Genomic DNA, 24002 nt, shown 5'->3' with positions numbered 1-24002 from the left:
TTCGTTGATCATCCGTCGATGGCAATCATCGCTGCAAGCGGCAGCCCTGCCACAAGCCGCCCGAGCTGGCGCACCCGAATGCCGAGCATCGCCTGCTCCGACCCGAAATCGGCCAGTTCATCGGCCGCGGCATAGGTGAACCCCGCCTCGCCCACCTCGACCAAGCGGACCGCGGCACTGCCGTTCAGGATCTCCAGCCGGTAGCGCTCCTGCGCTTCGTCGAGCGGCACCTCGCCTTCGGCCCAGGCATCAGCCTCGATCCGGCTGCGCCTGATCCACGAAATCCGCAAATCTCCCGAGACCTGCCGCACCACCCGCGCATGCACCGGCGCAAGCGGCGTCTCGGCCCGCATGCCACCGTCAAAGACAAACGGCCCGGACAGCTCCGTCACCAGCCCCATCGGTTCCAAAATCCAGTTCTGCACCGCTCCGCGTTCGGCGTTGACCAGCCCCAGCGACCGCACCGCTTCATCGAGCAGCACCACTTCGGCGCCGACAGCAGCTCCTGCCTCCGTCGCATCCTCCGTCCCGCCCAGCCCGCGCAACAGGCCGCTCAGACGCCAGCGCCCGACGGCCACTTCCTCAGCCTGGGCAAAACCGACCACTTCCCAGCCGCCATTCTGCACCTGCACGGCCAGCCGATTCCTGCCCGACAGTACCGCCATCCGGCTTGCCGCGGCGAAGGCCCCGCCCAGAAGATCGACCACCACGGCATGGGCAGGATCGAAACGCCCCACCGGGCCCGGCATTAGCGCCTCCGCAAGCCGCCCGATCGTTGCCGGCCGGTCCAGCGTCAGCCGCAGACGATAACCCTCAGCCTCCGGCGAACTCGACACAGCAAGCCTGCGCCACGGCCGGCCAAAGGCCGCGACGCTGGCATCGCCGGCATGGTTCGTGCCCTCCAGCCGCGGCAGATCGAGGAAGCTGACAACGGGCGCAAAGCCCGCCGCGCCGCCACCATCCGGCAAACGCTCCGGCTCGACCACCGCCACGGGTGCCGACACCTTGCCGGCAAAGGCCCGCAGCGTCAGCCTCCGCTCGAAACCCTCGTCTATCCCTTGCACCAGAAACCGCCCTTCCGGCCCGTCCGGAAACCGCAGCACATCCCCCGGCTCGACCGCAATCTCCTGTGGCCCCAGCGCCAGTTGCAAGGTCCGCCGTGCCAGCCGGTTGTCGCGCAGCCAGCCTTCGGCAGCAGCCAGTGCCGTCTCCTCCGGCATCGCGGCCGGCAGATCACGGGCAAGCTGGCGTTCGGTCGCCGCCTCGACCCTGCGCGAACGCACGCTCGCCTCGACATAATCAGCAGCCGGATCGTAGAAGGTCACCAGTGCTTCCGAGGCGAAATCGCTGTCATGACCGCGCGTCTCGCTCCAGAGAGCCTGATCGGGCAGGTCGGCCAGAACCGTGATCTCGCGGGCCGGCAGGCTCGCCGTCGGTCGTGTGCGAAATTTCAGCCGCCCGCCATCCTCGATCACGTCGATCTGGAACAGCTCGATCAGCGGCTCGAGCAGATCGCGCGCCGAGGTGAGATCCCCCTTGACGTAGCCGCCCAGATCGCCCGCCACTTCCGAGACATCGAAATCCTCAAAGTCGTGATCCCTTAGGATCGCGGCGATGGTGTCGGCCAGTGTCGCCGTGCCCAGCCGCCCGTTCAGCCAATGCCCGGTGCGCCAGTTCAGCCCGTCTGCCCAGAGCCCCGAATTCTGCGGAAAGGCCGGATAGGGCCGCGCATCCCAGGTCCAGACGAAGATGCCGGCCGGATCGACCATGCCGTGGGGCGCCTCCCCTCCGTTCCAGTGGTCGAGATGCGTCTCGAGAAAGCGCCGCTGCTGGCTGTCGCTGCGCGCGCCCGCCGAGAAGTGCGGCCTGCCGCTCTCGACCGATTTCGCATCGGCGAAGACATTCGGCTGGTTCGCCCCCTTGTCGACCGCCCCGCATCCGAGTTCGGTGAACCAGAATGGTTTCAGGAAAGGGATCCACCCCGTCGGGCTCGCCTGCTCGACCCCGCCAACCCTGTTGTAGTGGTGGTTACCCCACCAGCTTTCGAGATCCTTGAAGCGATAGATCCAGGGTTTGCCATAGGCGCCGTCGGTGATCGGCGTCCGAAGTCGCGCCTGCCGGTCTGCCTCACTGGCATAGAACCAGTCGAAGCCTTCTCCCGCCGTCAGCATGCGACCAAAACCGGAGGCGTCATCGGTCCCGGCGAACCCGTCAGGGCTCGTCACCTCCAGATCCTCATCGCGCCAATCGGCCAGCGGCATGTAGTTGTCGATACCCACGGCCGAGATATCAGGGCTCGACCAGAGCGGGTCGAGATGGAAGAACACATCCCCCGATCCATCCGCCGGTTGATGGCCGAAATATTCGCTCCAGTCTGCCCCATAGGAAATCGCCGTGGATGACCCCAGAATGCCGCGGACCTCGCCCGCCAGTGACACCAGCGCCTCGACGAAGGGGAAGGCGTTCATCCCGTCGCGCAGCGTCGTCAGCCCCTTGAGTTCCGAACCCAGCAGAAACCCGTCCACCCCGCCGGCCGACGCCGCCAGCGTCGCGTAATGGCGGACGAATCGCCGGTAGCCCTCGCTGCGCGTGACGAATGTCGAGATCTGCGCCCGCGCCGAGGCCGTCTTGTCGGCACTGGCCGGATAAGCGGTGATCCGCCCCCGCCACGGATAGGCCGCCTGTTCCTCACCTCCATGGGGATCGGGCAGGCCATTGCCTGCAGGAATATCCATCAGAACAAAGGGATAGAGCGTCACCTTCAAGCCGCGCGCCCGCAAATCCCGGATGGCCTCGGTCACGCTTTGATCATCAGGCGATCCGCCATAGGCCGGCCCGCCGGCATGGCGCGATACGAGGTAAGCCTCCCCGCGCGACATTCCCGCCACGCTCCAGGGCCGGCTCTCCTCGCGACGATACCCCACCTCGACACCGGGCAGCACCCGGCAATTGCCGGCCCTCAGATCCGTACCGAACCAGGCGACGACAAGTGCCACGCTCTCCAGATTGGGGCAGAGCGCCTGCAACTCGTCCAGCGAGGCCTGCCAGTCGGTCGTCGCCATCAGCGTGTTGCGATTGAGCCAGCGCTTCTCACCCTCGCGCGGGGCATCCGAGACGCGCGCGGTGGCATAGCCATGCTCGGTCGCGCCGGGAATGATCGTCACCGCCCTGATCTTCTCCTCCAGCGTCCCCACCGGCCGGATCACCTCGAACTGCAACAGCGGAATGCGATTGCCGAAATCGTCGAGTGGCAGCCGCTCGAAGACCACATAGGCCAGCCCGCGATAGGCCGGCGTCCGGCCTGCGCCATGCTTGGCCGCGATCAGCGGGTCGAGCGGCTGGCTCTCCGTGCCGCGATAGACGCGCATCTCGATTTCGGTCGTGTCGAGCTCGCGCCCGTCGACCCAGACGCGCCGCACGCCCGCAATCGGCCCCTCGCAGAGCCCAAGCGCCAGATTGGCATAATAGCGATAGGTCGTCTTGCGCGTGCCGCCGGAGGATTTTCCGCCCGTCCGTTCGGTCACGGTCTCCTCTTCGAAACGCGTTGCCCAGATCAGCGTGCCGCCAAGCCTCGCCGTGCCATAGAGCTTGGGGATCGCGGTCCCCTCGGTCGCACCGGCAAGCCGCGCCGAAGAGAGCCGCGCCCCGTTGACCTCACGGGTGCCCCCCAGAAGGCTGCGGTCGATCATGCTCCCGGCAAGCGCCCCCGCCGCCCGCCCGAGGATTGCTCCCACCGGCCCGAAGACCGAGCCGAGTGCCGCCCCTGCCGCCTGCAGAACAATGGTTGCCATCAGCTGGTCCTCTCCGGAAATCGATAGATGCCGGCAATCCGGCGCCGCCATCCCGGCACCAGCGCCGAAAGCGTGACTGCCGATTGCTCATAGGCATGGATGAATGCGTCGGGCCGCGCATCATGCCCATCGAGGCCCGGGCCTGCGCCAATCCGCTCGTGATGCGAGACGCCGCTCGGTCGTTCAGCCGGCGTCAACGCCAGAATTCCCGCATGTTTCGCCGCCAGATGCGGCCGAAACCGGAACAGCACCAGATCGCCGGACACGCTCTCGGCGAATGACGGCACACTGGAGAAATGCCGTTCCGCCGCGCGAACCAGCCGCTCCTCGCCGGCGCGCTCGGCCCAATCAGGCGCATAGGCCGGCACGGATTCCGGTTCTTGCCCATAAAGCTCCCGCCAGACCCCACGGATCAGTCCCAAACAATCGCAGCCCACGCCCCGCACCGCCCCTTGGTGCCGATAGGGCGTGCCGATCCATGTCCGGGCGATCGCCAGGACCTCTGCATTGACGGACATGGGCGTGCTCCGGTGCGGAGGTGACGATTGCGGAGCGACGGGTTTGGAATTGACGCCGCAGGGATCGGGCAAGGGAGTTCAGGGCGGCAGAAAGGGCCTGCCTCATGCATACAGCACGCCGCCGTCATGGGTGCTGTCGCCGCTCACATAGGAATAGGCGAAATCGCTGCCCGGCATGTGCGGAAACCCACGAAAATTCAACTGATTGGCAAATTTCATTCGACAGGTGGAAAAACTCTTGTCGCAGCCCACTGTCAGCGTCACCGCGTCTCCCGGCGACGGCCTTGCCTCAAGCGGCAGCCAGAGCCGGAGCGTCGCCATGCCACCTGCCACCGCTTCGCTCTCCTCGATCGCCAGACGCCTGCCCGAAAGCAGTCCCGCATGGAAGCGCACGCCCCCCAGCCGGAAATGCCCCTCCGCCAAAGCCGGCAGACCCGATACCGTCAGCCGATCGGCCGACAGCACCTGCGCCACGACCCCCGTCACCTGCCGGTTCTCCACAGCCATATCCACCCGGCAGCGGCCATCGCCCAGATCGGCATCGCAGCGGCGGTTGTAGATCCGCCCCTCCGGCTGCTGCAGGCGATGGGCAAAGCTTCTGAGCTCCGCCGAAAATCCCGGCCCCGCCCGGCTTACCTCGCCGATCTCCTGCATCGCGAGGAGCGCATGCTGGTTTTCCGCCGCCTGCCAGTTAACGAGAAAGACTTCGACCCGCGCCCCGTCATACCGCCCGGCGGCGAGATCCTCTTCCGTGATCGCATCGCTCGAAAACCCGCCTCGCACTTCGGCACCGGGTGCCGCCAACCCACGTCCCGCACTCGCCTCCGTCGCCGCAAAGCCCGTACCCGGTTCGAACACCGTGCCGTCAAAGGAAAGCACCTGGTCGTGCTCGGTAAAGCCAAGCTGAAAACCGTCGCGGCAGGTCACACTCCATGCCCGGCAGAGCGTCGTCTCGCCCGTCGCCACATGCGCGGCCAGAGCGTCCGGGAGCTGTTTCATGGCATCACCTCGATCAGCGGAATGGCGGGAATGCGGCCGGCGCGAAAGGCTTCGAGATCGATCTCGATCCGGTCAGTGTCGAAACGAACAGGCACGTCATAGTCGAAGCCCGCCCGGATTTCGGTGCCCGCCGTCGGCACATGTCCGCCTGCAAAGGCGACGATGCCGCTCGTCACATCGCAGGTGAAACCCTCCGTCTGCTCCACCCCGTCGAGCGCAATCCGCACCGAACCGGCCACCGGCTTGGCCACAGGCCGCCGCTCGATTGCCGCCCCGTCGCCATAGGCCTTCACGAGCTGGAAGGTCGCCGTTTCTCCGTCGCCTGTCCCGATCCACTGATCGAGCGACGTTACGCCCTCTCCCGGCCGTGCGGAGGAACAATCCACCGGATCGCGAAAGCGAAACCCATGCAATTGCCCGCCCCGCGTCTCGAAGAATTCCAGCACCGCGTAGAGATCCGCGACCGACCGGATCGCAGTCCCGACATCATACCGGCGCCTCGAAAACCGCCAACGCCGATTGCGCGCCTCGCGTCCGTTGGAGAGCGAAACAATATCCGTCTGCCGCCCCGGCCCGCCGCTCGTTGTCAGCGACAGACGCAGCGGAAAACGCTGTTCGTGAAAGGCCATGCCTGTCTCCGTTCAATGGATTGATGAGAAAAATGCTTGGAATCCGTGTCATTCAGGTGCTGGCAAGGAGGGCGCCAATGCGCGCGCCGGGGCCGTCGCCCCGCCGACCTCTCCTTCTCCCACGCTCGCGAGGAGACAACCCGAAGGGCCGCATGCGCGCCAAACTCCTGCTGCCTTCCGCGACCGCCCGTCACAGCCCCCGCCGCCCGCGCCCGACCGAGCGCGCCAGCATTGCCGTGATTTGCCCCTCGCTCCTGGCAAAACTCGCCGCATCACTCGCCGTCACCTGAAAATGGATCACCGTACCGGCGCCCGCCCCCTCGGCGGCCACGCCCAGCGCGCCATCGGCGCCGCGTTTCAGCGGCAGTATGGCCTCCGCGCCTGCCTCGCCCATCAGCCCGGCTCCGCCGGCCAGCGGAAAATAGGTCGGCGATGCGACCACGCCGCCCTCTGCAAAGGGCATCACCCGCCCGGGCACGCCACCCGCTGCATAGGCGGTCAGGCCCGTGCCGAGCGCCGATCCCAGCCCCGAAGTGAGACTGCCGATCAGACTGCCCGCCGCATCACCAAGCAGGCCCTCCAGCGGCTTCAATCCCGCCGAAAGCGCAATGTCGGTCAACCTCGATCCGACACTGCGCAACACGTCTTCCAACCCCTTGCCCCCTGATGTCGCGCCCTTCAGCGCAGACGTCAGCGCCCGGCCGAAACTCGCCGACCGGCTTTCCAGATCGTCCAGCACGGCCAGCGCTTGCGAGCCGTCGAGATCGACGGAAAGCGCCAGCATATCGTCATCGGTCATGGAATTTTCCTTTCAAGACGGCACATGGCGCTCGCCCGCATCCCTGTCTTTTCTTGGAGACCCGGCGGCGCGCCAACTCCGCGATGGCCTCGAAGGGCGAGGCCACCCGTCGCTGGCGGGCACCCGGTCTTTTCCTCTCGGCCTCAATCCGGAAATCGTCGCATCAAGGCCGCCACGTCACCGCGCGACAGGCCCGCCGGCTGTCCGAAGGCTCCTGCCATGGCCGAAAGTTCCGGCAGGCTCAGCCGCCAGAATGCCTCCGGAGAAAGCCGCAGACGGGAGAGGCCGAGCGTCATCGCCGCGTCCCAGGGAAACGGCTGCACCTCCGCCCCGCCTGCGGCCCTCAAGGGGAGGTGGCGCCCTCGCCGCGTCGGTGCCGCTCCGGCCCGGCCGCATCCGCCGCCACGCCAAAGGTCACCGCCAGCAAGTCGCCGACCACGCTGGCCGCACCCGCGACCCCACCGTCGACCGCCATCTCGGCCACATCGGCATCCGACAGCCGGTTGCCTCCGCCGCGCAATCCGCAAGCGAGAATCCGCGTGAGATCGGCACTCCTCAGCCTGCCGCTCGAGAACCGCGCCGCGAGATCGGCCAGGCTGTCTGCCCCGAAGGCCGTCTCCAGTTCGGCAAGCGCACCCAGTGTCAAACACAAGATGCGCCGCTCGCCGTCGATTGTCGCCTCCACCTCGCCGCGATGGCGGTTGGCGCGGTTCACCGTCACCGGCTCGCACAGATCGTCCGCTCCATAGCCCCGCATCACTGCCTCACAGCGCCGCGAAGGAAACGGCGCCGGCCGATTCCAGGGCGATCTCGAAGGTCACCTCGCCGTCGTGATTTCCGGCATAATCAAGCGCCGTCACCTGGAAGGGCGCCGTCACCGTGCCGAAATCAGGGATCACCACCTGAAAGGTCAGGATCGATCCGGCAAAGAAGGCCGCCCTCACGAGCGCGTCCGAAGCCGCGTCCTTGAACAGGCCGGAACCGGTCAAGCCGGCCCGCCTGACACCGGCGCCTTCCAGCAGCTCCCGCCAGCGCCCGGCGCTCTCGCTATCGGTCACATCGACCGATTGCGCATTGAATGCCAGCCGCCTGGCCCTCAGGCCCGCGACTGTCGCAAACCCCGCCCCATCCTCGACCTTCAGCAACAGATCCTTGCCCTTCTGCGCGCCCATGGCGTTTCTCCTTGATGATGTGTGTGATTGCTTGTCGGGGCGAGGCCCGTGGGGCGGCCCATGTCCCCGCTTGCGGGAGCGCGGAAAATCGAAGGCTTCGGCGGGCCTCGAAGGGCCCTGGTCTCCGATCAGACGGATGCTTGGAGGTCCTCGCCTTGATCAGGCGCCTCGGCATGAAGGGCGACAATACGCGGCCTGCCCCAACACAGCCCGCCCGACGATTTCGCCCTATCGCCCGCCCCACAACCGGCCTAGAAGAAACAGCCCGCCGACATGCCACCTCTCCTTGAGTCTCGTCATGAACGTCCCCCGCACCACCCTCGTCGCAGCGCTCGCGGTTTCGCAGATCCTCGGCTGGGGCACGACATATGAAATGCCGGCCGTCTTTGGCCGCGCCATGGCCGCCGATCTCGGGCTCGCCAACGAAATGGCCTTTGCCGGCCTCACCGTGATGATGCTGACCATGGCCTTTCTCGGTCCCTGGACCGGCCGGATGATCGCCCGCCACGGAGCATCCCGCGTGCTCGCCATGGGCTCCATCCTCATGGCATCAGGCCTCGTCTTTCTTGCCCTCTCCACCGGCCTTCTCACCTATGCAATCGCCTGGCTGATCCTCGGCGCCGGCGGCTCCTTTGCGCTGACCGTGCCGGCCTTTGCCGCCGTCGTCGAACGCGAAGGGCGCGAGGCGCGCCGCGCCATCGGCATCCTCATGATCTTTACCGGCCTCTCTTCGGCCGTCTGCTGGCCACTCCTGACACTCGCCGGCGAGGCCTTCGGCTGGCGCGGCGCGCTTCTCGCTGCAGCCGGCGCGCAACTCGTCATCGCGCTGCCCGTGCATCTCGGCATCGGCCGGATCGCGATTGCCCGCTCGGAACAGGACCGCGCCACCGACGCGATGGAACCGCTGAACCTGAGCCGCCGCATGGCCACCGTCACCTTTCTCCTGATCGCACTCTCGACGTCGCTTGCCAGCCTGATGACCTTCGGCCTGTCGCCGCAGCTCCTGCACATTCTGGAGCTGTCGGGCGCAACCCCGGCGCTGGCGCTGCAACTCGGCTCGCTGCGCGCCGTCTTCGGCATTGCCGCCCGCGCCTTCGATCTCGTGCTCGGCAAACACTCCTCGCCGATCACCACCGGCCTTGCCGGCACCGCCATGCTCACGGCTTCGACCGTGCTCCTGATCTTCTCCCCGGGCACACCGTCCAGCCTTCTCCTGTTCACCGCGCTTTACGGCTTCGGCTCGGGCGTCGCGACCCTCGCCCGCGCCACCCTGCCGCTCGCCTTCTTCTCCGCAAGCCGTTTTGCCCGTCAGTCGGCGCGTCTGTCCCTGCCGCAAAATCTGGCCAATGCCACCGCCCCCGTTCTGATGACAGCCGTCATCGACCGCGCCGGCATCGATACCGGCCTTCTGCTGGCCACCCTCTTTGCCGCAACGGGTTTTGCCGCAATCCTGGCATTGGCGGTGATTGCAAGACGAGCACGCAAGGGCCCGGCGGCGATCAGCCCCTCATCATGAGGTGCGGGGCCTGGCCTCCAAGGACCCTGGGCGGCCCTGCCACCTCACTCCAGCACCGCCCGAAAACTCGCCTCCGCGACGAAGAGGCCCGCCTTCACCTCGCGCCGGCTCACCGTGCGCCGATGCCGGAGGTTCACCAGCCGGAAGTCCTCTAGTCCCTCCGGCAATCCGTCCGTCACCCGCCGGACCGCCATCACCAGGCCTTCGGCCTCGCGGCGCGAGACGGCGCTCCAGGCCTCGAGCGTCAGCAGGATCTCCTCCCCCTCCGCCTCGCCGGTCGAAAAATCCCGCGCCTCGACCGTGGCGACCGCTAGCGCCGGAAAGCGCTGCGGCCGGACCGTGCGGTCGGACAAGCCCTGGGGTCCGAGCGCCGTCATCAGCGCCGCATCGCCCTTCACCGCCTGTTGAAGTGCTGCCAGCAAGGCATTGACCGCATTCGTCATCTGCGCGCTCCCTCTTCCCCGGTCGACCCTGGCTCATCAACCTGCCGAGCCCCATTCACCCGTTCGGCCACGCCCAATGACAGCCCATCCATCCGCCGCGCCAGCCGATCCGCCAGCGCCCGGCGCAGCATTTCGGCAAGCCGCGCACCCGTCGCCTCCAGTGCCGTTTCCTTGCGCGCTCCGCTCATCCCGTCACCTCGCGGCAAAGCGCCCGCTGGTATCGCCCGGTCTCGTCCGGATCACGCACCGCCAGGATCTCGAAGACCCGCGCGCCCTTGCGGAACCGTTGCCCCGGGTTGAGATCCCCGCGCGCCCTCACGGTCACATGATGCGTCACGGTCGCGGCAAGCCCTGGCCCCTTCTCCTCCTCGGCAAAGCCGCGCGGCTCGATCAGCGCCCAGACACGGGCGAGTTCGGCGAAAGCCGTCACCGCCCCTCCCTGACCGTCCTCGACCACTTCAGGCCGTTCCAGCACCAGCCGCGCCGTCAGTCGCCCGGCATCGATATCCATCATCGCCATGATCAGAGCCCCCGCCGGCAGAAGGGCGCAATCAACCGGTCATAACCCGGCGGCACCACCGCCGGCTGGGCGTCCGGCGCCACGACGCCCCGGGCTGCAAACATCGCCGCCACATGCAAGAGCATGGCCCGCTTCAGCGTCTCCGGCACGTCCGCGCCGCTCTCGCCGAAGCCGGCCGAAAACTCCACCTCGATCCCGTTCATGGCCCGGTCCGGCTGCGGAAGGTGCCTCAGCCAAAGCCTTGCCGGTCGCGCCTGCCCGTCAAGCAGATGCCCGTCGAGATCGACAGCCTGCGGCACACCGTCGCCGTCATAGACCGTCACCGACGTCACCGCCTGCACAGGCCCGCGCGGGATCGTCACGATCCCGTCTTCCGGCCAGTCGTCGAGGCAAAGCCGGAACTCGCGCGCCGCCAGCACCAGCCCGGTTTCCCGCTCCAGATGCTCGCGCGCCACGGTGGCAAGCGCCAGGAGCAACGCGTCCTCCTCCTCGCCTTCGAGCCTGAGATGCGCCCTGATCTCGGCAAGCGTCAGCGGCTCCAGCGCGGGTGGAGTAAGTTCGATGATGGTCATGAGATGTCCTTTGAAACTGGGAAAGGTGGATGCCTGCAGAGAACACAGGCCCCTCATCCGCCCTTCGGGCACCGTCTCCCCGTTAACGGGGAGAAGGAGGCACCGCCGCCAGCCGAACACGCTCTTCTCCCCGCCAGCGGGGAGAAGGTGCCGGCAGGCGGATGAGGGGCAAGCTTCAACTGTGCAAGTTGGTCGTCGCCGCAGCCCCCACCTCCCCCTCAAGGGGAGGGTAAAACCCTTACGCCGAAAACTTCACCAGCTTGATCGCCTCGAAGTCCTGAATGCCGCCGCCGACGCGTTTGGTCGTGTAGAACAGCACGTAAGGCTTGGCCGAATAGGGATCGCGCAGCACCCGCACGCCCACCCGGTCGACCACCAGATAGCCGGCGCGGAAGTCACCAAAGGCGATGGCCGTCGCATTGGCCGCGATCTCCGGCATGTCCTCGGATTCGGCGACCGGAAAGCCCATCAGCGAGGCGGGATCCCCGGCCCGTGCCGGCGGCGCCCAGAGATAGTTGCCGTCTGCGTCCTTCAGCTTGCGCACCGCGCCCTGGCTGCGCCGGCTCATCACGAAGGTGCCGTTCTGGCGGTGTCCTGCCCTCAGCGCATAGACCGTGTTGATCAGCACGTCGGAGGCGCCGCTTGCGGCGAAAGCCCCGGCCGCACCGGTCGGGATGGTGCCGATCTTGCCCCATTCCCAGGCACCATCGTCGACCTTGTCATAGGCGAGGAAACCCTTCGGCTTCAGCACCCCGTCGCCCGAGACGAAGGCCTGGCCTTCCTGTTCGGCAAAGGCGATGTCGACTTCGGCTGCGATCCAGGCCTCGATGTCGACGGCCGCATCATCGAGCAGCGCCTGTGTCGCTGCCGGCATGGCATAGAGCTCCATGGTCGGGAAGGCGAGTTCGGCCAGTTCCGGTGTGCCAGTCTGCGGGCGCGCCGCCGTCTCCGCCACCCAGCCGGAGGCAAAGCCCGTCGCCGCAAAGGGCTTCTTCAAGACCGAGCCCGAAACCTGGCGCACCGTCGCCAGCGCCCTGATCGGCGAGATGACGCGCAGCCTGCGGCCAATCTCCTCATCCACCTGCGGCGGCACCAGATAGCCGCCATCGCCGGCAACGCCCGCCGACAGGGCTTTCTGGTCGAGATCGCGCAATGCTGCATCATCGCCGCGGCGCACATAGGCCTCAAACGCTGCCTTGTGTTCGGAAAGCCCGGCCTCGTCCCGGCCGGGGCGGGCGAGCGGCGGGCGGCGCTTCTTCAGCACCAGTTCGTCGATGAGCCGGCTCTGATCGTCGATCGCCTTGTTGATCCGTTCCACCTTGTCGCGGGTGACGACGTCGCTTGTCAGCTTCTCCTCGATCTCGCCAAGCCGCTCGTCATTGGCCTCCTTGAAGGCCTCGAAGGCCGTCATGAATTCGGCAAAGGCCGATGTCACCGTATCGGGTGCCGCCTTCACCTCCGGTGCCAGCCTGGCCGGCCCGCCTTTGCCGCGCCTGCCGCCTGCCCCGCCCGCGGCGACGGCATCTTTGCCCGCCGCTCCCATCATGCCTTCGCCTGCAATCATCGCGTCTTCCATCTCGCTCATCCTTTCGTGAAGTGATTGTTCGCCATCGACCGTGCCGCCCGGCGCATCAGCCGGACGAGCTCGGTTTCCCTGTCGCGGTAGAACCGCTGATGCTTGACATTCGAGACCCTTGCCGTCGGCAGCATGGGGAAGGTCACCACCGAGATTTCCCAGAGATCAGCCTCCAGAATGCGCCGGACACCGGTCTTGCGGTCGCTCCTCGCCTTCACCGCGCGAAAGCCGATCGACAGCCCGTCGAGCGCGCCCGCCTTCATCAGCGCATGCACCTCGCGGGCACGCTCCACGTCGGTTGCGAGCTTGCCCTCGACATAAAGCCCCCGTTCGTCTTCGCGGATGACGGTCCAGCGGCCGATCACCTCAGCCGGATCATGCTGGAAGAGCATGCGCACGCCGCCTGCCCCCCGCGTCTCCAGCGAGGCGGAAAATGCCCCGGGCTCGATCGCGTCGCGGCCAAGATCCACCTCGCCGAACAGGCTCGCATAGCCCGAAAACCGTCCGTCCCCGCCAACGCCCTTGAGCGTCAATCCGGCATAGCGAAACCGCGGCGCCTCTGCCGCTTCCGTCACCTGCATGGCTCGTCTCCTCGTAATGTTGATTGTTTGTCGGCGCCGGCGGGAAGGTGGAGAAGCGGCAGCGGGCTTTGTGCGCAGGGGCTTCCTCAGGGTGAGCGCGGCAAACGCATCAACCGCCCACCTTGTCCCCTGCCCGTCCGGTCAGCCGTACCAGCAGACCCAGCCCCCACCAGGCCGTAAACGAGGCCAGCGTGGCACCGGCGAGCATGGTCTCCGACGGCGACAACCGCCCCTCGAGACCGAGCCGCGCCGCGCCCCAGATCCCCGCCGGACCGCCGAAGATCAGCCCGCAGGCGACCCCGGTGAGGAAGCGCACGGCCGCCTCGCGTCGATGTTTGGGAAGCAGGTAGACCAGCGAAATCGCGGAGCCCGCGACGGCACCGATCAGACGCGCGGAAGTCACGCCGCCGTCATGGCCGAGATCAGTCATTTGTTCATCTTTCGCAGTTAGCTTTTGATGCGGCGCCGGCCGGAACGATCCCGCCCACAAGGCTGCGGCCGGCGCCTCCTCTCCAATCAGAACAGCTGGTCGCTCTGGCTCCGATCCACGATTGTCGAATCCGTTGAATCCCTTGGCGGCCGACGTTCAGACGGTGATTCCGCCTCTTCAACCAGTGCTTCAAGTGCGGCCGGCCCCGCCAATCCGGAGGTCGATTCCACCGGCATCTGTCCGCCATGAGCCGTTTGCAGACACCCGTCGATCATGGGCGTGCATGACCTCCCAGGCGGGCATTTGCCACAAAACGACAATCGTTCCGTCACACGGCCTTCACCGAGCCGGGCCATCTATCGCCTGGGTAAAACACATCGGGGGATGGTCATGGTTTTCGTCACACAGGATGCGCGCGCGCCGCGCGGTACGGTTCAGGAAAAGCCGCTTCTCTTCGCCCTGCTCGTGACGCTGACGCTGTCGGCGGTCTTCGTCACCTTTCCGCAGATCGACATCGCCATCAGCCGGATCTTCTATGTCGAGGGCGAGGATTTTCCGGCCAGCCGGATGGGCGAACTCAACACCTTCCGCGCCTTCGGCCAGTATTTCCCGCTGACGCTCACCATCGTGCTTGTCTTCGGCCTGGTGCTGAAGCTCATCTATCCGTCGCGCCCATCCCTCTTCCCGCCGCGCTTCACGCTCTATTTCGCCAGCCTCTTCCTGCTCGGCCCGGCGCTCCTGGTGAACGGCCTCTTCAAGCCCTTCTTCGACCGACCCCGGCCCCGCAATACCCTCGAATTCGGCGGCCAGGATCCGTTCATCCATGCCTGGGCTCTCGGTGGCGATTTCTTCGACGACCGCTCCTTCGTGTCGGGCGAGGCCGCCGTGGTCGTCTGCTTGATCCCGCTCGCCTTCTTCGTGCCTGTTGTCTGGCGCCGCTGCGTCTTCGTCCTGCTCAGCCTGTTTGCCGCCTTGACCGCGCTCAACCGCATCGCGTTCGGCGCGCATTTCCTCTCCGACGTCCTGATCGCCGCCGGCCTGATGGCCATGCTCTCGATCGGGCTCGCCTATCTCTTCTATGGCCGCTCGGGCTCGCAAGCCTGCGACATCAAGCTCGAAGCCGCCATGACCGAGTTCGGCCACAGGCTGCATGCAGTGCGGCGCGAAGGGATCACCGCCGTGCGCCGCCGGCTGTCGCTGGCACCGATGTTCCTTGCCCCGGCGCCGTCGACCGGTGAGAACGGCAAGGCCTGAAGGCTCGCGCTTCGCCAACGCCTCAGTCCGCGCTGAGAGGCTTGGCGGCCGCTGTCCAAACTGCATGGTGCGAAACGTCCGCGTCAGCGGCAGCCGCCGCCGGAACTCCCCTTTCCAGGCACCGGCGTCGAACAGGGCGACGAGCGCTGCCGAAGTCTGGCCCTGATCGGGCTCAGACCTCGATCTTGCAACCGCGCCCACAGAGGGGAGAGGAGAAGGGGCGCTCAATAGCCCACCGCCTCGCGCTTCTCCTCCTCCGTCAAGAACCCCGCTGCCCCGACCCTTGCCCAGAGCGCATCGCGCTCGGCAGAAAGCCCCGCCACCGTGTCGAGATCCGGCACCAGCCTCAGCCCCTCGCCGGTCAGGTCGCCCAGAAACACCGAGAGCGACGCCCCCGTCCGGGTGACCAGTGGCAGCACCGTCAGGCGATAGAAGGCGCGGTTGGCCTCCTGGTAATTGGCATAGGTGTTGTCGCCGGGAATGCCGAGCAGCATCGGCGGCACGCCAAAGGCGAGCGCGATGTCGCGCGCTGCCCCGTTCTTCGCCTCGACGAAATCCATGTCCTTGGGCGAGAGCCCCATCGATTTCCAGTCGAGCCCGCCTTCGAGCAGCAGGGGCCGGCCCGCCCGCATGGGTCCCGAATAACCCTCGTCGAGCTCCACCTTCAGCCGCTGATACTGGTCGGTCGACAGATTGCCGCCCTCCTTGGGCTGATAGACCAGCGCACCCGAAGGCCTTGCCGAATTGTCGAGCAGCGCCTTGTTCCAGCGGCCTGCCGCATTGTGGAGATCGAGCGCCACCTGGGCTGCGGCCAGCGGCGCAAAGCCCTCGTGATCGTCGAGCGGGTGAAACAGCTTCAGATGCAGGAGACCGTCGAGTGCGATCCTCCGGGCGCGCGTTCCCGCGCGGTAGTCATAGGCCGAGGGCCAGCCGTCCGCGCCGGTCACCACGTTCACCCGGTCCGGCCGAAGCAAATGCAATTCCGCCGCCCCGCCAGCCCCCACGGCCACCGCCTCGACATAGGCATTGCCCGAGAGCAGCAGCTGGCCATAGAGCGCTTCGAGAAAATCCGCCCCGGTCATTGCCCCGTTCGGCCGCGCCAGAAGGGCAAGCGCCGCGTGATCCGGCCGCTCGCCGTCGCGCTGATAGGCGAGAAAGCCGATACTGGCTGCCGCTTCCGACACCAGACGCACGCAGCGATGCGCCACCGGGTTCTTCATGAAGCCCTCGCGGGCCAGCGCCGCGTAGCTCCGCCCGGTCCACCGCGCCTCGCCCTCGCCCGCAATCAGCGACAGCGCCGTTCCGGGACGCGGATGCAGCGCCTTTTCGACTGGCACAGTGGTTCGATCCCGGACCTGCGCCCAGGGCATACGGAAGGGAAGTCTCATCGGATTGTCCTTCAGACGAGGATGGGGTCAGCCGGCGGCAGAGGGGGCTCCACCGCCTTCATTGGATCATCGATCACGCGGCATGTGCCGGCAGGTTTGTCCGCCACCGTTCAGCGCCGCCCGTCATCGGCGACGGCAAGGCCGCCAGCACCGCCTACGCCTTTTGCGCAGCACCGGCCTTCGGCGCGCCAAACCGCAAACCGTCGATCAGCAGCTCGACCATCACGGGCGTCTCGCCGTCCGGTTCGGCGCCCTTGACCGAGGCGAGATTGCCGATGGCGCGCAGCAGTTCATAGGGCTCGATGCCCGGTCGGACCGCACCCGCTTCGACGGCAGCGTCCAGGAGCCCTGTCAGCGCCGGCTCGAAGTTCTGACGGAAATAGTCGGGCAGGCCCTGAAAGGCCGGATCGCCGGAATGCAGGGCCTGGGCGAGACCCCGCTTGGTGGCAATGAATTTCGTGTAGCGGCGCAGCCAGAGCGCCAGAGCCTCGCCGGCCGGGTGGCTTGCGGCAAGCACGGCCGCCTGCGCCGTGCAATCGTCGACCTCGCGTTTGAACACCGCGATCACCAGATCGGCGCGCGTGGCAAAACGCCGATAAAGCGTGCCGACGCCGACGCCGGCACGGCCTGCAATCTCGCGCGCCGGTGCATCCACACCGCTCGTCGAAAAGATTGCCTTGGCCGCCTCGAGCACCGCGTCTTCATTGCGCCGCGCATCGGCGCGCACCCGGGGGGCGCCTGCATCAGGGCCATCGCTTTCGTCGTTTTCAATGCCTGCGCTCATGCGCCGTCTCCTGCTGACGCGAAAAATCGCGGCCAGCCCTTGCTAAACGGAACACTGTTCCGTATATGAATTCCGCATACGGAACGCCGTTCCGATTAACTCTCTAGACCCATCGCCACCCAAGATCCAGTCCCCGGAGGCTCCCCATGAACGATCTCGTCACCAAAGCGCGCGTCATCCCCACGCCCAGGCCCCGAACCACCATCACCATCAACCCGGTCACCTTGTCTGCGTCAGGCCGCAGCCGTCCGCTCGCGCTGCGCATCACGGCACCCATGACCGGAGACGATCTCCCGATCATCCTTCTGTCGCATGGCCACGGCCCTTCGCTCTACATCCCGTCCAAGGACGGTTACGGCCCGCTGGTCGATTTCTACGCCGCCCATGGTTTCGTCGTCATCCAGCCGACCCATGCCAATTCCAAGGTCGCCGGCCTCGGTCCGGATGCACCCGGCTATCCCTTCTTCTGGCAGTCGCGCCTTGATGACATGACGCTGATCCTCGACAGGCTCACGGCCATCGAACAGGCAGCCCCCATGCTCGCCGGGCGGCTCGACCATGACCGCATCGCGGCGGTCGGTCATTCCCTCGGCGGCCAGACGGTGGGCATGCTACTCGGCGCCGGCCTCACCGACACCGCCGATCCCGCCGTCACCCGCGTCCGCCAGCCGGAGCCGCGCATCAGGGCCGGCGTGCTTCTCGCCGCCCCCGGCCTCGGCGGCGACAGCCTCAGCGATCACGCCCGCCAGAACTACACCACGCTCAATCCGGATTTCTCGACGCTCACCACCCGCACCCTGGTCGTCGTTGGCGACGCTGACGACAATCCGCATCTGACGCCCCGCGGCGCCGATTGGCATGTCGATCCCTATCGCCATGCCCCGGGTGCCGATGCTTTGCTCACGCTCTTCGGCGGCAAACATGGCCTTGGCGGCATTGCCGGCTACGACGCCAAGGAAACCGATGACGAAGATCCCGAACGCCTCGCTGTCACCCAGCACATGACACTTGCCTGGCTCAGGACCGCGCTTGAGATCGACGAGACCAGCTGGCCGGTCGCCCTGGACGCGTTAAACACCCAGGCGGCCGATCTCGGCCGCGTGGACCTGAGGGCAAGCTGAGCCGCGTCAACGGCTGCGGTGTCCTTGTGATGCTGCAGCCTGGTTTCCTCCCACCCTAATCACAGCCGTTCCCGCACCGCCTCTTCCATCACGTAATCCGCGGCAAACCGCTCCTCGCGCAGCGGCCTCACGCGCCGGATGCTCTCCTCGTACAGCGGATGCGCCTTGTAGGCGGCCAGCGCGGCTTCATCCGCGAATTCACCATAGACCACGAGATCGATGCTCTGGTGAAAACCGTCGGTTTTCACATTGGTGCCGATCTCGAGCCGATCCGCATGCGGGATCTCGGTCAGGATCGACAGCCCCGCCCGGACAGCCTCGACATGCTCTGGCTTCACGGTGAAGAAGACGATGTGGCGGATCATGGGACACTCTTGAAATCTGTTGCAGCGCAAAAGCCGATAGCACCGCACGGCCCCCCGCTCAATGCGCCCACATCACCACGCACACCGCCATTCACACCACAAGCCCCGCCCGGATCGCGGCATCGAAGGTCCTCGCCGTCACCGCGATCTTGCCTGCCCGGTCCGTCCCGTTGACGATCTTCCGCGCCCCGGTCCAGTCGGCCTTCATGCCGCAGAAGAAATCCGCCAGGCGTGCGCCCGAAAACAGCCCCTCGGTCATGCCGACCACCAGGATTGTCGCCGCCACGTCGAGCCTCAACGCCAGATCCGGCTCGGCCACCAGGTCGAGCCCGGTCACCCGGCTCATCGTCTGGTAATTCTCACGATGGGTGATCTGCACCAGCCCGCGGCCATAATAGCTTCGCCCCTGCGCATCCCGCCGCCAATAGGGCGTCTTGACCGTCGGCAGCCTGCCGGCGCGGAAGGCCCGTTCGAGCCTCTCCACCGCCGCCTCGTCGGTTGCCGCGAAGGTCTCGCGCACGGCCTGCATGCTGCCACCCGTCTCGTGATGTGCGGTCGCCAGCATGTAAGCCAGCCAGCGTGGATCGGCCCAGCCACGCGCGGAAAATCGTGTCAGCACCGCCTCCACGCCCTCCACCTGCGCCTGAGACAAGCGCCCGCCGAACACGGCATTGCGCAGTCCCGCGAAGACGATTCGCCGGTCGATCCGCATGGTGAAATCCTTGATGTCGGGAAGGGAGCGGCCCGCGTTGCGCCCTGGGGCACGGCCACCGCAAAAAAATCTTCGGAATTAAAACGATTGAAGAAATTTCAATCGTTTAGAGCTCGGTCCGTTCACATTTACAAAGGTTTAACGCTGTGGAACTTTCGCCCCACATCAACGTTTGGAGCCCAGACGCCCAAACCCGAGGAGGGAAGAGATGGAGACGACCACTTCGACGAGCCAGAAGACCGCCGCACCGGCAACGATCCCGGCTCACATCCTGCAGCGCCTCGAAAACGAATGGCGCCAGGTCCGTCAGCCCGGCCAGTCCGGTCAGCCCGGCCAGCCGACGGCTTCTGCCAAGTAAAACGATCCACCGCATTGCATCGTGAGACCGGCGTCCGAAAGGCGCCGGTTTTTTGTTGTCGAGCGGACCGGCTCAAGGGGCATCGCCATTCCGCCGACCGGGTCAGCTGATATCCATCATACGCCCCTGATCCGCGGCTCCCCGCCCCCCTCCAGCATCAGTGCCGTCAGCGCCCAGACCAGCGCGTCGAGCCGATCCGGCGACCGCCCGGTCGACAATCCCTCCGGACCGAAGTCGCACATCTGGTCCTCAAGCGCTTGAAACCGGCCCGCATGCAGCACGCGACCCTGCTCATATAAAGCCGCCACCGGTTCGGCGCGCAGGAACTTGCCGCGCGTCGCCCTGACCGTCGTCACCGGCAGCCGCGCCTCGACCCCCTCCAGCACGGCGCGCACCATGTCGCCGCCCTGGTTCACCTCGGCCACAACCCGGTCCGCCTCGAAACGCCTGTAGGCCGAGACCACGGCCCGCGCCCAGCCGGCCGGCCCTGTCCCCTCCACCGAACAATCTGATAGCACCACCGCCTGGCCATTCTCCTTCAGGCCCGCCACGACGATACCGCAACACGCCTGGGCACCGCCTGCCGGCGGATCGACCGCGACCACGATCCTTCGCAACGGTTCCGACAGCTTCACCACGATCTCGTCGAGCCGCGCCCGCTTCCACAAGGCGTCCGCCCGGTCCTCGATCAGCTCGCCGTCCAGCTCCTGCCGCCCCAGCCGCGTGCCCCCATAACGGGCCGAGAGTGCTGCCAGAAAGCCCGGCGCCAGATGCGCCGCATTGGCCGAAGTCGCCATGCGCGTCAGCACCGTTGCCTCATCCGCCATCAACCGCTTCAATAACGGCACCGGTCTTGGCGTCGTCGTCACCACCTGGCGTGGGTCATCGCCCAGCCGCAGGGCAAACTGCAGCATGTCATAGGTCTCGTCGGCATGTTTCCATTTGGCGAGCTCGTCGCACCAGGCGAGATGAAACTGCGGCCCGCGCAGGCTTTCCGGGTCTTCCGACGAGAAGATCTGCGCGATCGCCCCGTTCGGCCAGACCAGCCGACGCCGAGAAATCTCCAGCTGCGGCCGCATCCGCCGTGCGATCCTTGCCAGTCCCGAGGCGCCGTCGATCATCACCTCGCGCGCATCGCCCAGGGTTTCCGCCACCAGCGCAATCCGCAAATCCGTTCGCTTGCCGGCGGCCAAAACCTTGGCCTGCACCCATTCGGCCCCAGCCCGCGTCTTGCCCGATCCGCGCCCGCCAAGGATCAGCCAGTTGCGCCAGACGCCATCAGGCGGCCATTGCTCGGGCCGTGCCAGAAGGTGCCAGTCCCGCGCGAGGAATGCGAGATCTGATGGCGTCAGTCTGGATAAAGCGGTAGCCGCCAGGCCAGAGGGCCCGGCGAAACCGGTCGGGAAGGCTTGGCCTCCATCGGCCGCCGCCAGCGTCTGCGTCAGCGGCGCAATGTGGTCGGCCAGCTGCGCAAGGCCCGACCTCGCCCTGTCGACGTCATTCACGAGGGCTTCAACTTGATCGGCCAGACCGCCGGCCAGAGCGGCTGCCGCCGCCATTCCCTTCGCCTCCCGATCCCGCTCCAGCCTTCCCGGGGACTTCGGCGTCATCGGCAGTCTCCTGGAAGCATCCGCTGGCCGTGTGGCAACAGAATCGATCCCCTTACGTGCGAAATCCGAAGTCTGGCCAGGCAATCCATCGCCATGACGCAGAGAGATGCGATCAATTTAAAGCGGCGGCCCCCGCCCCTCGGCCAATCCGGCAACCTGCGCCAGCCGCACCGCGACCGCCGCATCCAGTCGCCCGGCCACGGCCTGTTCGACCCGTGCTGCAATCAGCGCCTCGACCTCACGGCGCAAAACCTCCGGATCGCGCGCCTCCAGCAGCCGCTCCTCGGCATCCAGCCGGTCGCGCTCGAGCTGGCGCAACAGCGTATCGATCTTTTCCAGCGTGCGCACGATCAGCGCCATCGCATCGGTCGCCGCCTTGATATCGGCCCGCGCCTGCTTCGCCAGCCCCTCGTCGGCCCCGTCGAGCAGGCTCTCGGCTCCGGCCCGCAACCGGCGGAAGAGATCGAACTGGGCGCGCATCTCGGTGGTAAATTCGGACAGCAGCGTTTCGAGATCCCCCGCCCCTGCCGCCTTCACCTCGATGACATCAGGCAGTGCCTCGACCATATCAGGATCGCATTCCAGCATGGCGCCCTCCGAAACGAAAAAAGGCCCGCACAGCGGACCTTCGAAAACCTCTGCCGAACCGCTCCAAGGGCCCGCGGCCACAGCTTTCCGATCATGCAACAAACCTACCCGACGACCGCCACGGTGTCAAGGATTATTTTCCTATTCTGCCTGATCTAGTTGGTGAACATCTCAACGGTATGGGTTACTCCAGCAATCAGCGCGCGCAAGGTTCTGATGGCTGGTACATTTTTAGCTTCGCCGCAGTTTGCAAGTATGAGGTAACGGCGAATGTTTGGCTTAGCCCAAAACGACGGCGCTGGATCTGCAAGATCCACAGCAAAGATTTTCTGCATCCGAGGCGTGAGGGGTACCAACTGGGGTGGCGTCCAGAAACCGGTTATCTTTGGAGTTCGGTTAGAGGGCTCGTCGTGGCCGAGTTCAAGGTTGTCTGCTATTGTGGCGGCCGCATGCAGAACGACCAACAGGCGATGCTTGTCTTGATTGTTTAGCTCCTTGACAGCCGCCAAGACCGTATCTTTTGGCGTATCCGATGTGAATGGCTGAACTTCTTTTATTTTCGAGACGACGTGTTCTGGCAGTCCGTCTAAAAGTGAGCGCTTATCAACTCGGGCAAGATAGTCCGCATGATTTACGTATACCGGAAAATAGTGATCCCGCCTGATCTCCCGGCCACTGGAACTTACTAAAGCCGCGAATAAATGGTCGAGGCTCGACGCTAAATGATGGACAATTTCACCAGTCATAACGGCGAATATTGCAGGCAACTCTCCATCACTGCTTGCCCTCAGCACCCATCGCCGACCGTCAAGCTCAAAATCTGATTCTGTTTTGACCGAAGACATCGAAGTGTGTTTGTCGAACTCGCCTTCCAGAATGGCAGTTAGCTCGCTCGCTCGTGCCAACTTGGCAAACACACCCTCGAATTGAAGCGAACCCATGCTGTCCTCCCGGTGAGACGGCAACGTTAGCAGTACCTCCGTTTGCTGAACAACACCCCCCTCACCGCGCCTTCGACCTGTTGCGCCCCGCACGCTTCGCCTCATACAGCGCCAGATCCGCCCGGGTCACCAGATCGCGCGGATCGCGCACACCGCCCTCCCTCGTATCGGCATAGCCGACCGAGACGGTGATGTGCACAATCCCGTCGGGGCGGGCCGGATGCGGGATGGAGAGGTCGCGCACCAGGCGCACCAGCCGATCGGCAAGGATGGCGCCGTCGGTCTGCGTATCCACGACAAAGAGCAGGGTGAATTCCTCGCCGCCATAGCGCGCGGCAAATCCGTCGTGCCGGGCGGCAAAGGCCTGCATGGCCGAGGCTATGCGGCGCAGGCAGTCGTCGCCCGCGACATGGCCAAAGCGGTCGTTGAAGGCTTTGAAGTGGTCGACATCGACCATCATCAGCAAGACGTCGCGCCGGTCGGTGAGCCAGACGTCGAGCGTCTCGTCCAGGTGCCGGCGATTGGCGATACCGGTCAGCATGTCGGTCAGGGTCAGGTCGCGCAATGCGTCGCCGCGGCGCTCGGCCCTGTCGGCCCGGTTCCGCGCGTCATATTGTGCGAGATAGCCGAGACATCGCTGCCTCTCGAAAAGCCAGTTGCCATAGAGCGTGAAGAAGAGCCCGGTCACCACCTGAACGGTCAGCGGAAAGACGAGATTCTGATCGAGACCCGGCTTGGCGTGTAGGACCCAGAGCGCCGTCAGGCAGGTGACGGTGGTGAAGAGCAGCGCCCAGCGATACCGGAGCACCAGCAGCATGTTGCCGAAGAGCAGGACGAGCGGCAATTCGCCGAGCGTGTAGCTCGCATGGTCGGATTGCGAGATGTAGAACAGGTAAAGCGGCAGAAGGCTCGCGACGAACATGCCGCCCAGGAGCAGCAATTCGCGCAAGGCCGGCGGCACGCGCGGCACCAGCACAAAGATGACCAGCGATCCCGGCATGAGCACGAAAAGGCGCATCATTACGGTGAACGGATGGATATCCGCCATCAGATGAAGACTGGTCAGGTTGAAGATATTGTAGACGATCAGGCCGACGATGATGGCGTGACGCAAGTGCTTCACCCGCCCGGCGCCGAAGTCCCGTTCATGGGCGCGTTCCACCTCGGATGGCATGCGCAACAGCCAGTCCAGCCGCCCCTTGGAGCCGCCCTGCCCGGCGCGCTTGGCGCTCGCGCTCGTCTGGTCGGCTGTCGTCTCTGCTTCACTCACGCATGTCATTCCCGGTCCGGTGCCGACCCCACATCGGCGCCGGGAACACTCATCCGCGAGGCGTG

At 66.0% G+C, this 24002-nt stretch carries 27 protein-coding genes; 4 read left to right on the top strand and 23 right to left on the bottom strand.

All coding sequences use genetic code 11. The annotated features are described in order from the left end of the window. Positions 1-8 precede the first annotated feature (8 nt). From QTL56_RS01165 to QTL56_RS01130, 8 genes are all read right to left on the bottom strand, one after another. Complete coding sequence (locus QTL56_RS01165) at positions 9-3791, bottom strand: baseplate multidomain protein megatron (protein WP_245137603.1); 3783 nt, start codon at positions 3789-3791, stop codon at positions 9-11. After that, complete coding sequence (locus QTL56_RS01160; protein WP_245137605.1) at positions 3791-4309, bottom strand: C40 family peptidase; 519 nt, start codon at positions 4307-4309, stop codon at positions 3791-3793. The genes QTL56_RS01165 and QTL56_RS01160 overlap by 1 nt, the downstream gene beginning before the upstream one ends. A 102-nt stretch (positions 4310-4411) precedes the next feature. Beyond that, positions 4412-5308, bottom strand: a complete 897-nt coding sequence (locus tag QTL56_RS01155; protein ID WP_245137607.1) for a phage/gene transfer agent baseplate hub protein — start codon at positions 5306-5308, stop codon at positions 4412-4414. Then, complete coding sequence (locus QTL56_RS01150; RefSeq protein WP_245137609.1) at positions 5305-5937, bottom strand: DUF2460 domain-containing protein; 633 nt, start codon at positions 5935-5937, stop codon at positions 5305-5307. Before QTL56_RS01150 ends, QTL56_RS01155 begins: the two co-directional genes overlap by 4 nt. A 190-nt stretch (positions 5938-6127) precedes the next feature. Beyond that, positions 6128-6736: a phage tail tape measure protein gene (locus tag QTL56_RS01145; RefSeq protein ID WP_229576554.1), complete on the bottom strand. Its 609-nt coding sequence runs from the start codon at positions 6734-6736 to the stop codon at positions 6128-6130. 143 nt (positions 6737-6879) lie between these two features. After that, positions 6880-7059 carry a rcc01693 family protein gene (locus tag QTL56_RS01140; protein WP_245137611.1) on the bottom strand — a complete coding sequence of 60 codons (180 nt, stop codon included), beginning with the start codon at positions 7057-7059 and terminating at the stop codon, positions 6880-6882. A 20-nt stretch (positions 7060-7079) separates the two neighbouring features. Beyond that, entirely contained in the window at positions 7080-7493 is a 414-nt protein-coding gene (locus QTL56_RS01135; protein WP_245137613.1) for a gene transfer agent family protein, read from the bottom strand. Between the two features lie 7 nt (positions 7494-7500). Further along, positions 7501-7908: a phage major tail protein, TP901-1 family gene (locus tag QTL56_RS01130; RefSeq protein WP_245137615.1), complete on the bottom strand. Its 408-nt coding sequence runs from the start codon at positions 7906-7908 to the stop codon at positions 7501-7503. Between the two features lie 298 nt (positions 7909-8206). On the opposite strand from QTL56_RS01130, the gene QTL56_RS01125 reads away from it, so the two are divergent. Further along, positions 8207-9424 carry an MFS transporter gene (locus tag QTL56_RS01125; RefSeq protein ID WP_245137617.1) on the top strand — a complete coding sequence of 406 codons (1218 nt, stop codon included), beginning with the start codon at positions 8207-8209 and terminating at the stop codon, positions 9422-9424. A gap of 44 nt (positions 9425-9468) precedes the next feature. Here QTL56_RS01125 and QTL56_RS01120 read toward each other — a convergent pair whose 3' ends face one another. The 7 genes from QTL56_RS01120 to QTL56_RS01090 all read right to left on the bottom strand — a co-directional run bounded on the left by QTL56_RS01120 (position 9469) and on the right by QTL56_RS01090 (position 13546). After that, the gene (locus tag QTL56_RS01120) at positions 9469-9867 is read right to left on the bottom strand and encodes a DUF3168 domain-containing protein (RefSeq protein ID WP_245137618.1); all 399 of its coding nucleotides are present in this window, start codon (positions 9865-9867) and stop codon (positions 9469-9471) included. Continuing rightward, positions 9864-10055 carry a hypothetical protein gene (locus QTL56_RS01115; protein WP_245137620.1) on the bottom strand — a complete coding sequence of 64 codons (192 nt, stop codon included), beginning with the start codon at positions 10053-10055 and terminating at the stop codon, positions 9864-9866. Before QTL56_RS01115 ends, QTL56_RS01120 begins: the two co-directional genes overlap by 4 nt. After that, positions 10052-10387, bottom strand: coding sequence for a phage head closure protein (locus QTL56_RS01110; RefSeq protein ID WP_245137621.1), 336 nt, complete (start codon positions 10385-10387; stop codon positions 10052-10054). The genes QTL56_RS01115 and QTL56_RS01110 overlap by 4 nt, the downstream gene beginning before the upstream one ends. Positions 10388-10389: 2 nt before the next feature. Beyond that, positions 10390-10959, bottom strand: coding sequence for a head-tail connector protein (locus QTL56_RS01105; protein WP_245137623.1), 570 nt, complete (start codon positions 10957-10959; stop codon positions 10390-10392). A 238-nt stretch (positions 10960-11197) separates the two neighbouring features. Next, on the bottom strand, positions 11198-12535 hold the full coding sequence (locus QTL56_RS01100; RefSeq protein ID WP_245137624.1) for a phage major capsid protein: 1338 nt from the start codon (positions 12533-12535) through the stop codon (positions 11198-11200). A 5-nt stretch (positions 12536-12540) separates the two neighbouring features. After that, complete coding sequence (locus QTL56_RS01095) at positions 12541-13116, bottom strand: HK97 family phage prohead protease (protein WP_229576569.1); 576 nt, start codon at positions 13114-13116, stop codon at positions 12541-12543. Positions 13117-13225: 109 nt separating this feature from the next. Next, on the bottom strand, positions 13226-13546 hold the full coding sequence (locus QTL56_RS01090; RefSeq protein ID WP_229576570.1) for a DUF6107 family protein: 321 nt from the start codon (positions 13544-13546) through the stop codon (positions 13226-13228). 390 nt (positions 13547-13936) lie between these two features. Here QTL56_RS01090 and QTL56_RS01085 point away from each other — a divergent pair, with 390 nt between their 5' ends. Next, positions 13937-14800 carry a phosphatase PAP2 family protein gene (locus tag QTL56_RS01085; protein WP_245137626.1) on the top strand — a complete coding sequence of 288 codons (864 nt, stop codon included), beginning with the start codon at positions 13937-13939 and terminating at the stop codon, positions 14798-14800. Positions 14801-15024: 224 nt separating this feature from the next. On the opposite strand, the gene QTL56_RS01080 is transcribed toward QTL56_RS01085, so the two are convergent. Next, a complete protein-coding gene (locus QTL56_RS01080) occupies positions 15025-16188 on the bottom strand; it encodes a phage portal protein (RefSeq protein ID WP_245137627.1) in 1164 nt (387 codons plus the stop codon). Between the two features lie 154 nt (positions 16189-16342). Beyond that, complete coding sequence (locus QTL56_RS01075; RefSeq protein WP_245137629.1) at positions 16343-16972, bottom strand: TetR/AcrR family transcriptional regulator; 630 nt, start codon at positions 16970-16972, stop codon at positions 16343-16345. Between the two features lie 146 nt (positions 16973-17118). Here QTL56_RS01075 and QTL56_RS01070 point away from each other — a divergent pair, with 146 nt between their 5' ends. Continuing rightward, a complete protein-coding gene (locus QTL56_RS01070) occupies positions 17119-18093 on the top strand; it encodes an alpha/beta hydrolase family protein (protein WP_245137630.1) in 975 nt (324 codons plus the stop codon). A 59-nt stretch (positions 18094-18152) separates the two neighbouring features. Here QTL56_RS01070 and QTL56_RS01065 read toward each other — a convergent pair whose 3' ends face one another. Then, positions 18153-18458, bottom strand: coding sequence for a Dabb family protein (locus QTL56_RS01065; RefSeq protein WP_229576578.1), 306 nt, complete (start codon positions 18456-18458; stop codon positions 18153-18155). Positions 18459-18549: 91 nt separating this feature from the next. Then, positions 18550-19170 carry a glycoside hydrolase family 19 protein gene (locus QTL56_RS01060; RefSeq protein ID WP_229576580.1) on the bottom strand — a complete coding sequence of 207 codons (621 nt, stop codon included), beginning with the start codon at positions 19168-19170 and terminating at the stop codon, positions 18550-18552. Between the two features lie 208 nt (positions 19171-19378). Here QTL56_RS01060 and QTL56_RS01055 point away from each other — a divergent pair, with 208 nt between their 5' ends. Then, positions 19379-19528: a hypothetical protein gene (locus QTL56_RS01055; protein WP_245137632.1), complete on the top strand. Its 150-nt coding sequence runs from the start codon at positions 19379-19381 to the stop codon at positions 19526-19528. Positions 19529-19644: 116 nt separating this feature from the next. On the opposite strand, the gene QTL56_RS01050 is transcribed toward QTL56_RS01055, so the two are convergent. The 4 genes from QTL56_RS01050 to QTL56_RS01035 form a co-directional block, all read right to left on the bottom strand. Beyond that, complete coding sequence (locus QTL56_RS01050; protein WP_245137634.1) at positions 19645-21138, bottom strand: DNA-packaging protein; 1494 nt, start codon at positions 21136-21138, stop codon at positions 19645-19647. 117 nt (positions 21139-21255) lie between these two features. Continuing rightward, positions 21256-21726, bottom strand: coding sequence for a hypothetical protein (locus QTL56_RS01045; RefSeq protein WP_245137636.1), 471 nt, complete (start codon positions 21724-21726; stop codon positions 21256-21258). Between the two features lie 155 nt (positions 21727-21881). Further along, positions 21882-22667: a hypothetical protein gene (locus QTL56_RS01040; protein ID WP_245137637.1), complete on the bottom strand. Its 786-nt coding sequence runs from the start codon at positions 22665-22667 to the stop codon at positions 21882-21884. 61 nt (positions 22668-22728) lie between these two features. Then, on the bottom strand, positions 22729-23937 hold the full coding sequence (locus QTL56_RS01035; protein WP_245137639.1) for a GGDEF domain-containing protein: 1209 nt from the start codon (positions 23935-23937) through the stop codon (positions 22729-22731). Positions 23938-24002 lie beyond the last annotated feature (65 nt).

Source organism: Peteryoungia algae (genome assembly GCF_030369675.1).
Classification (GTDB): Bacteria; Pseudomonadota; Alphaproteobacteria; order Rhizobiales; family Rhizobiaceae; genus Allorhizobium; species Allorhizobium algae.
The sequence above is the reverse complement of the archived record's forward strand: the minus strand, read 5'-3'. Positions and strand labels throughout refer to the sequence as shown.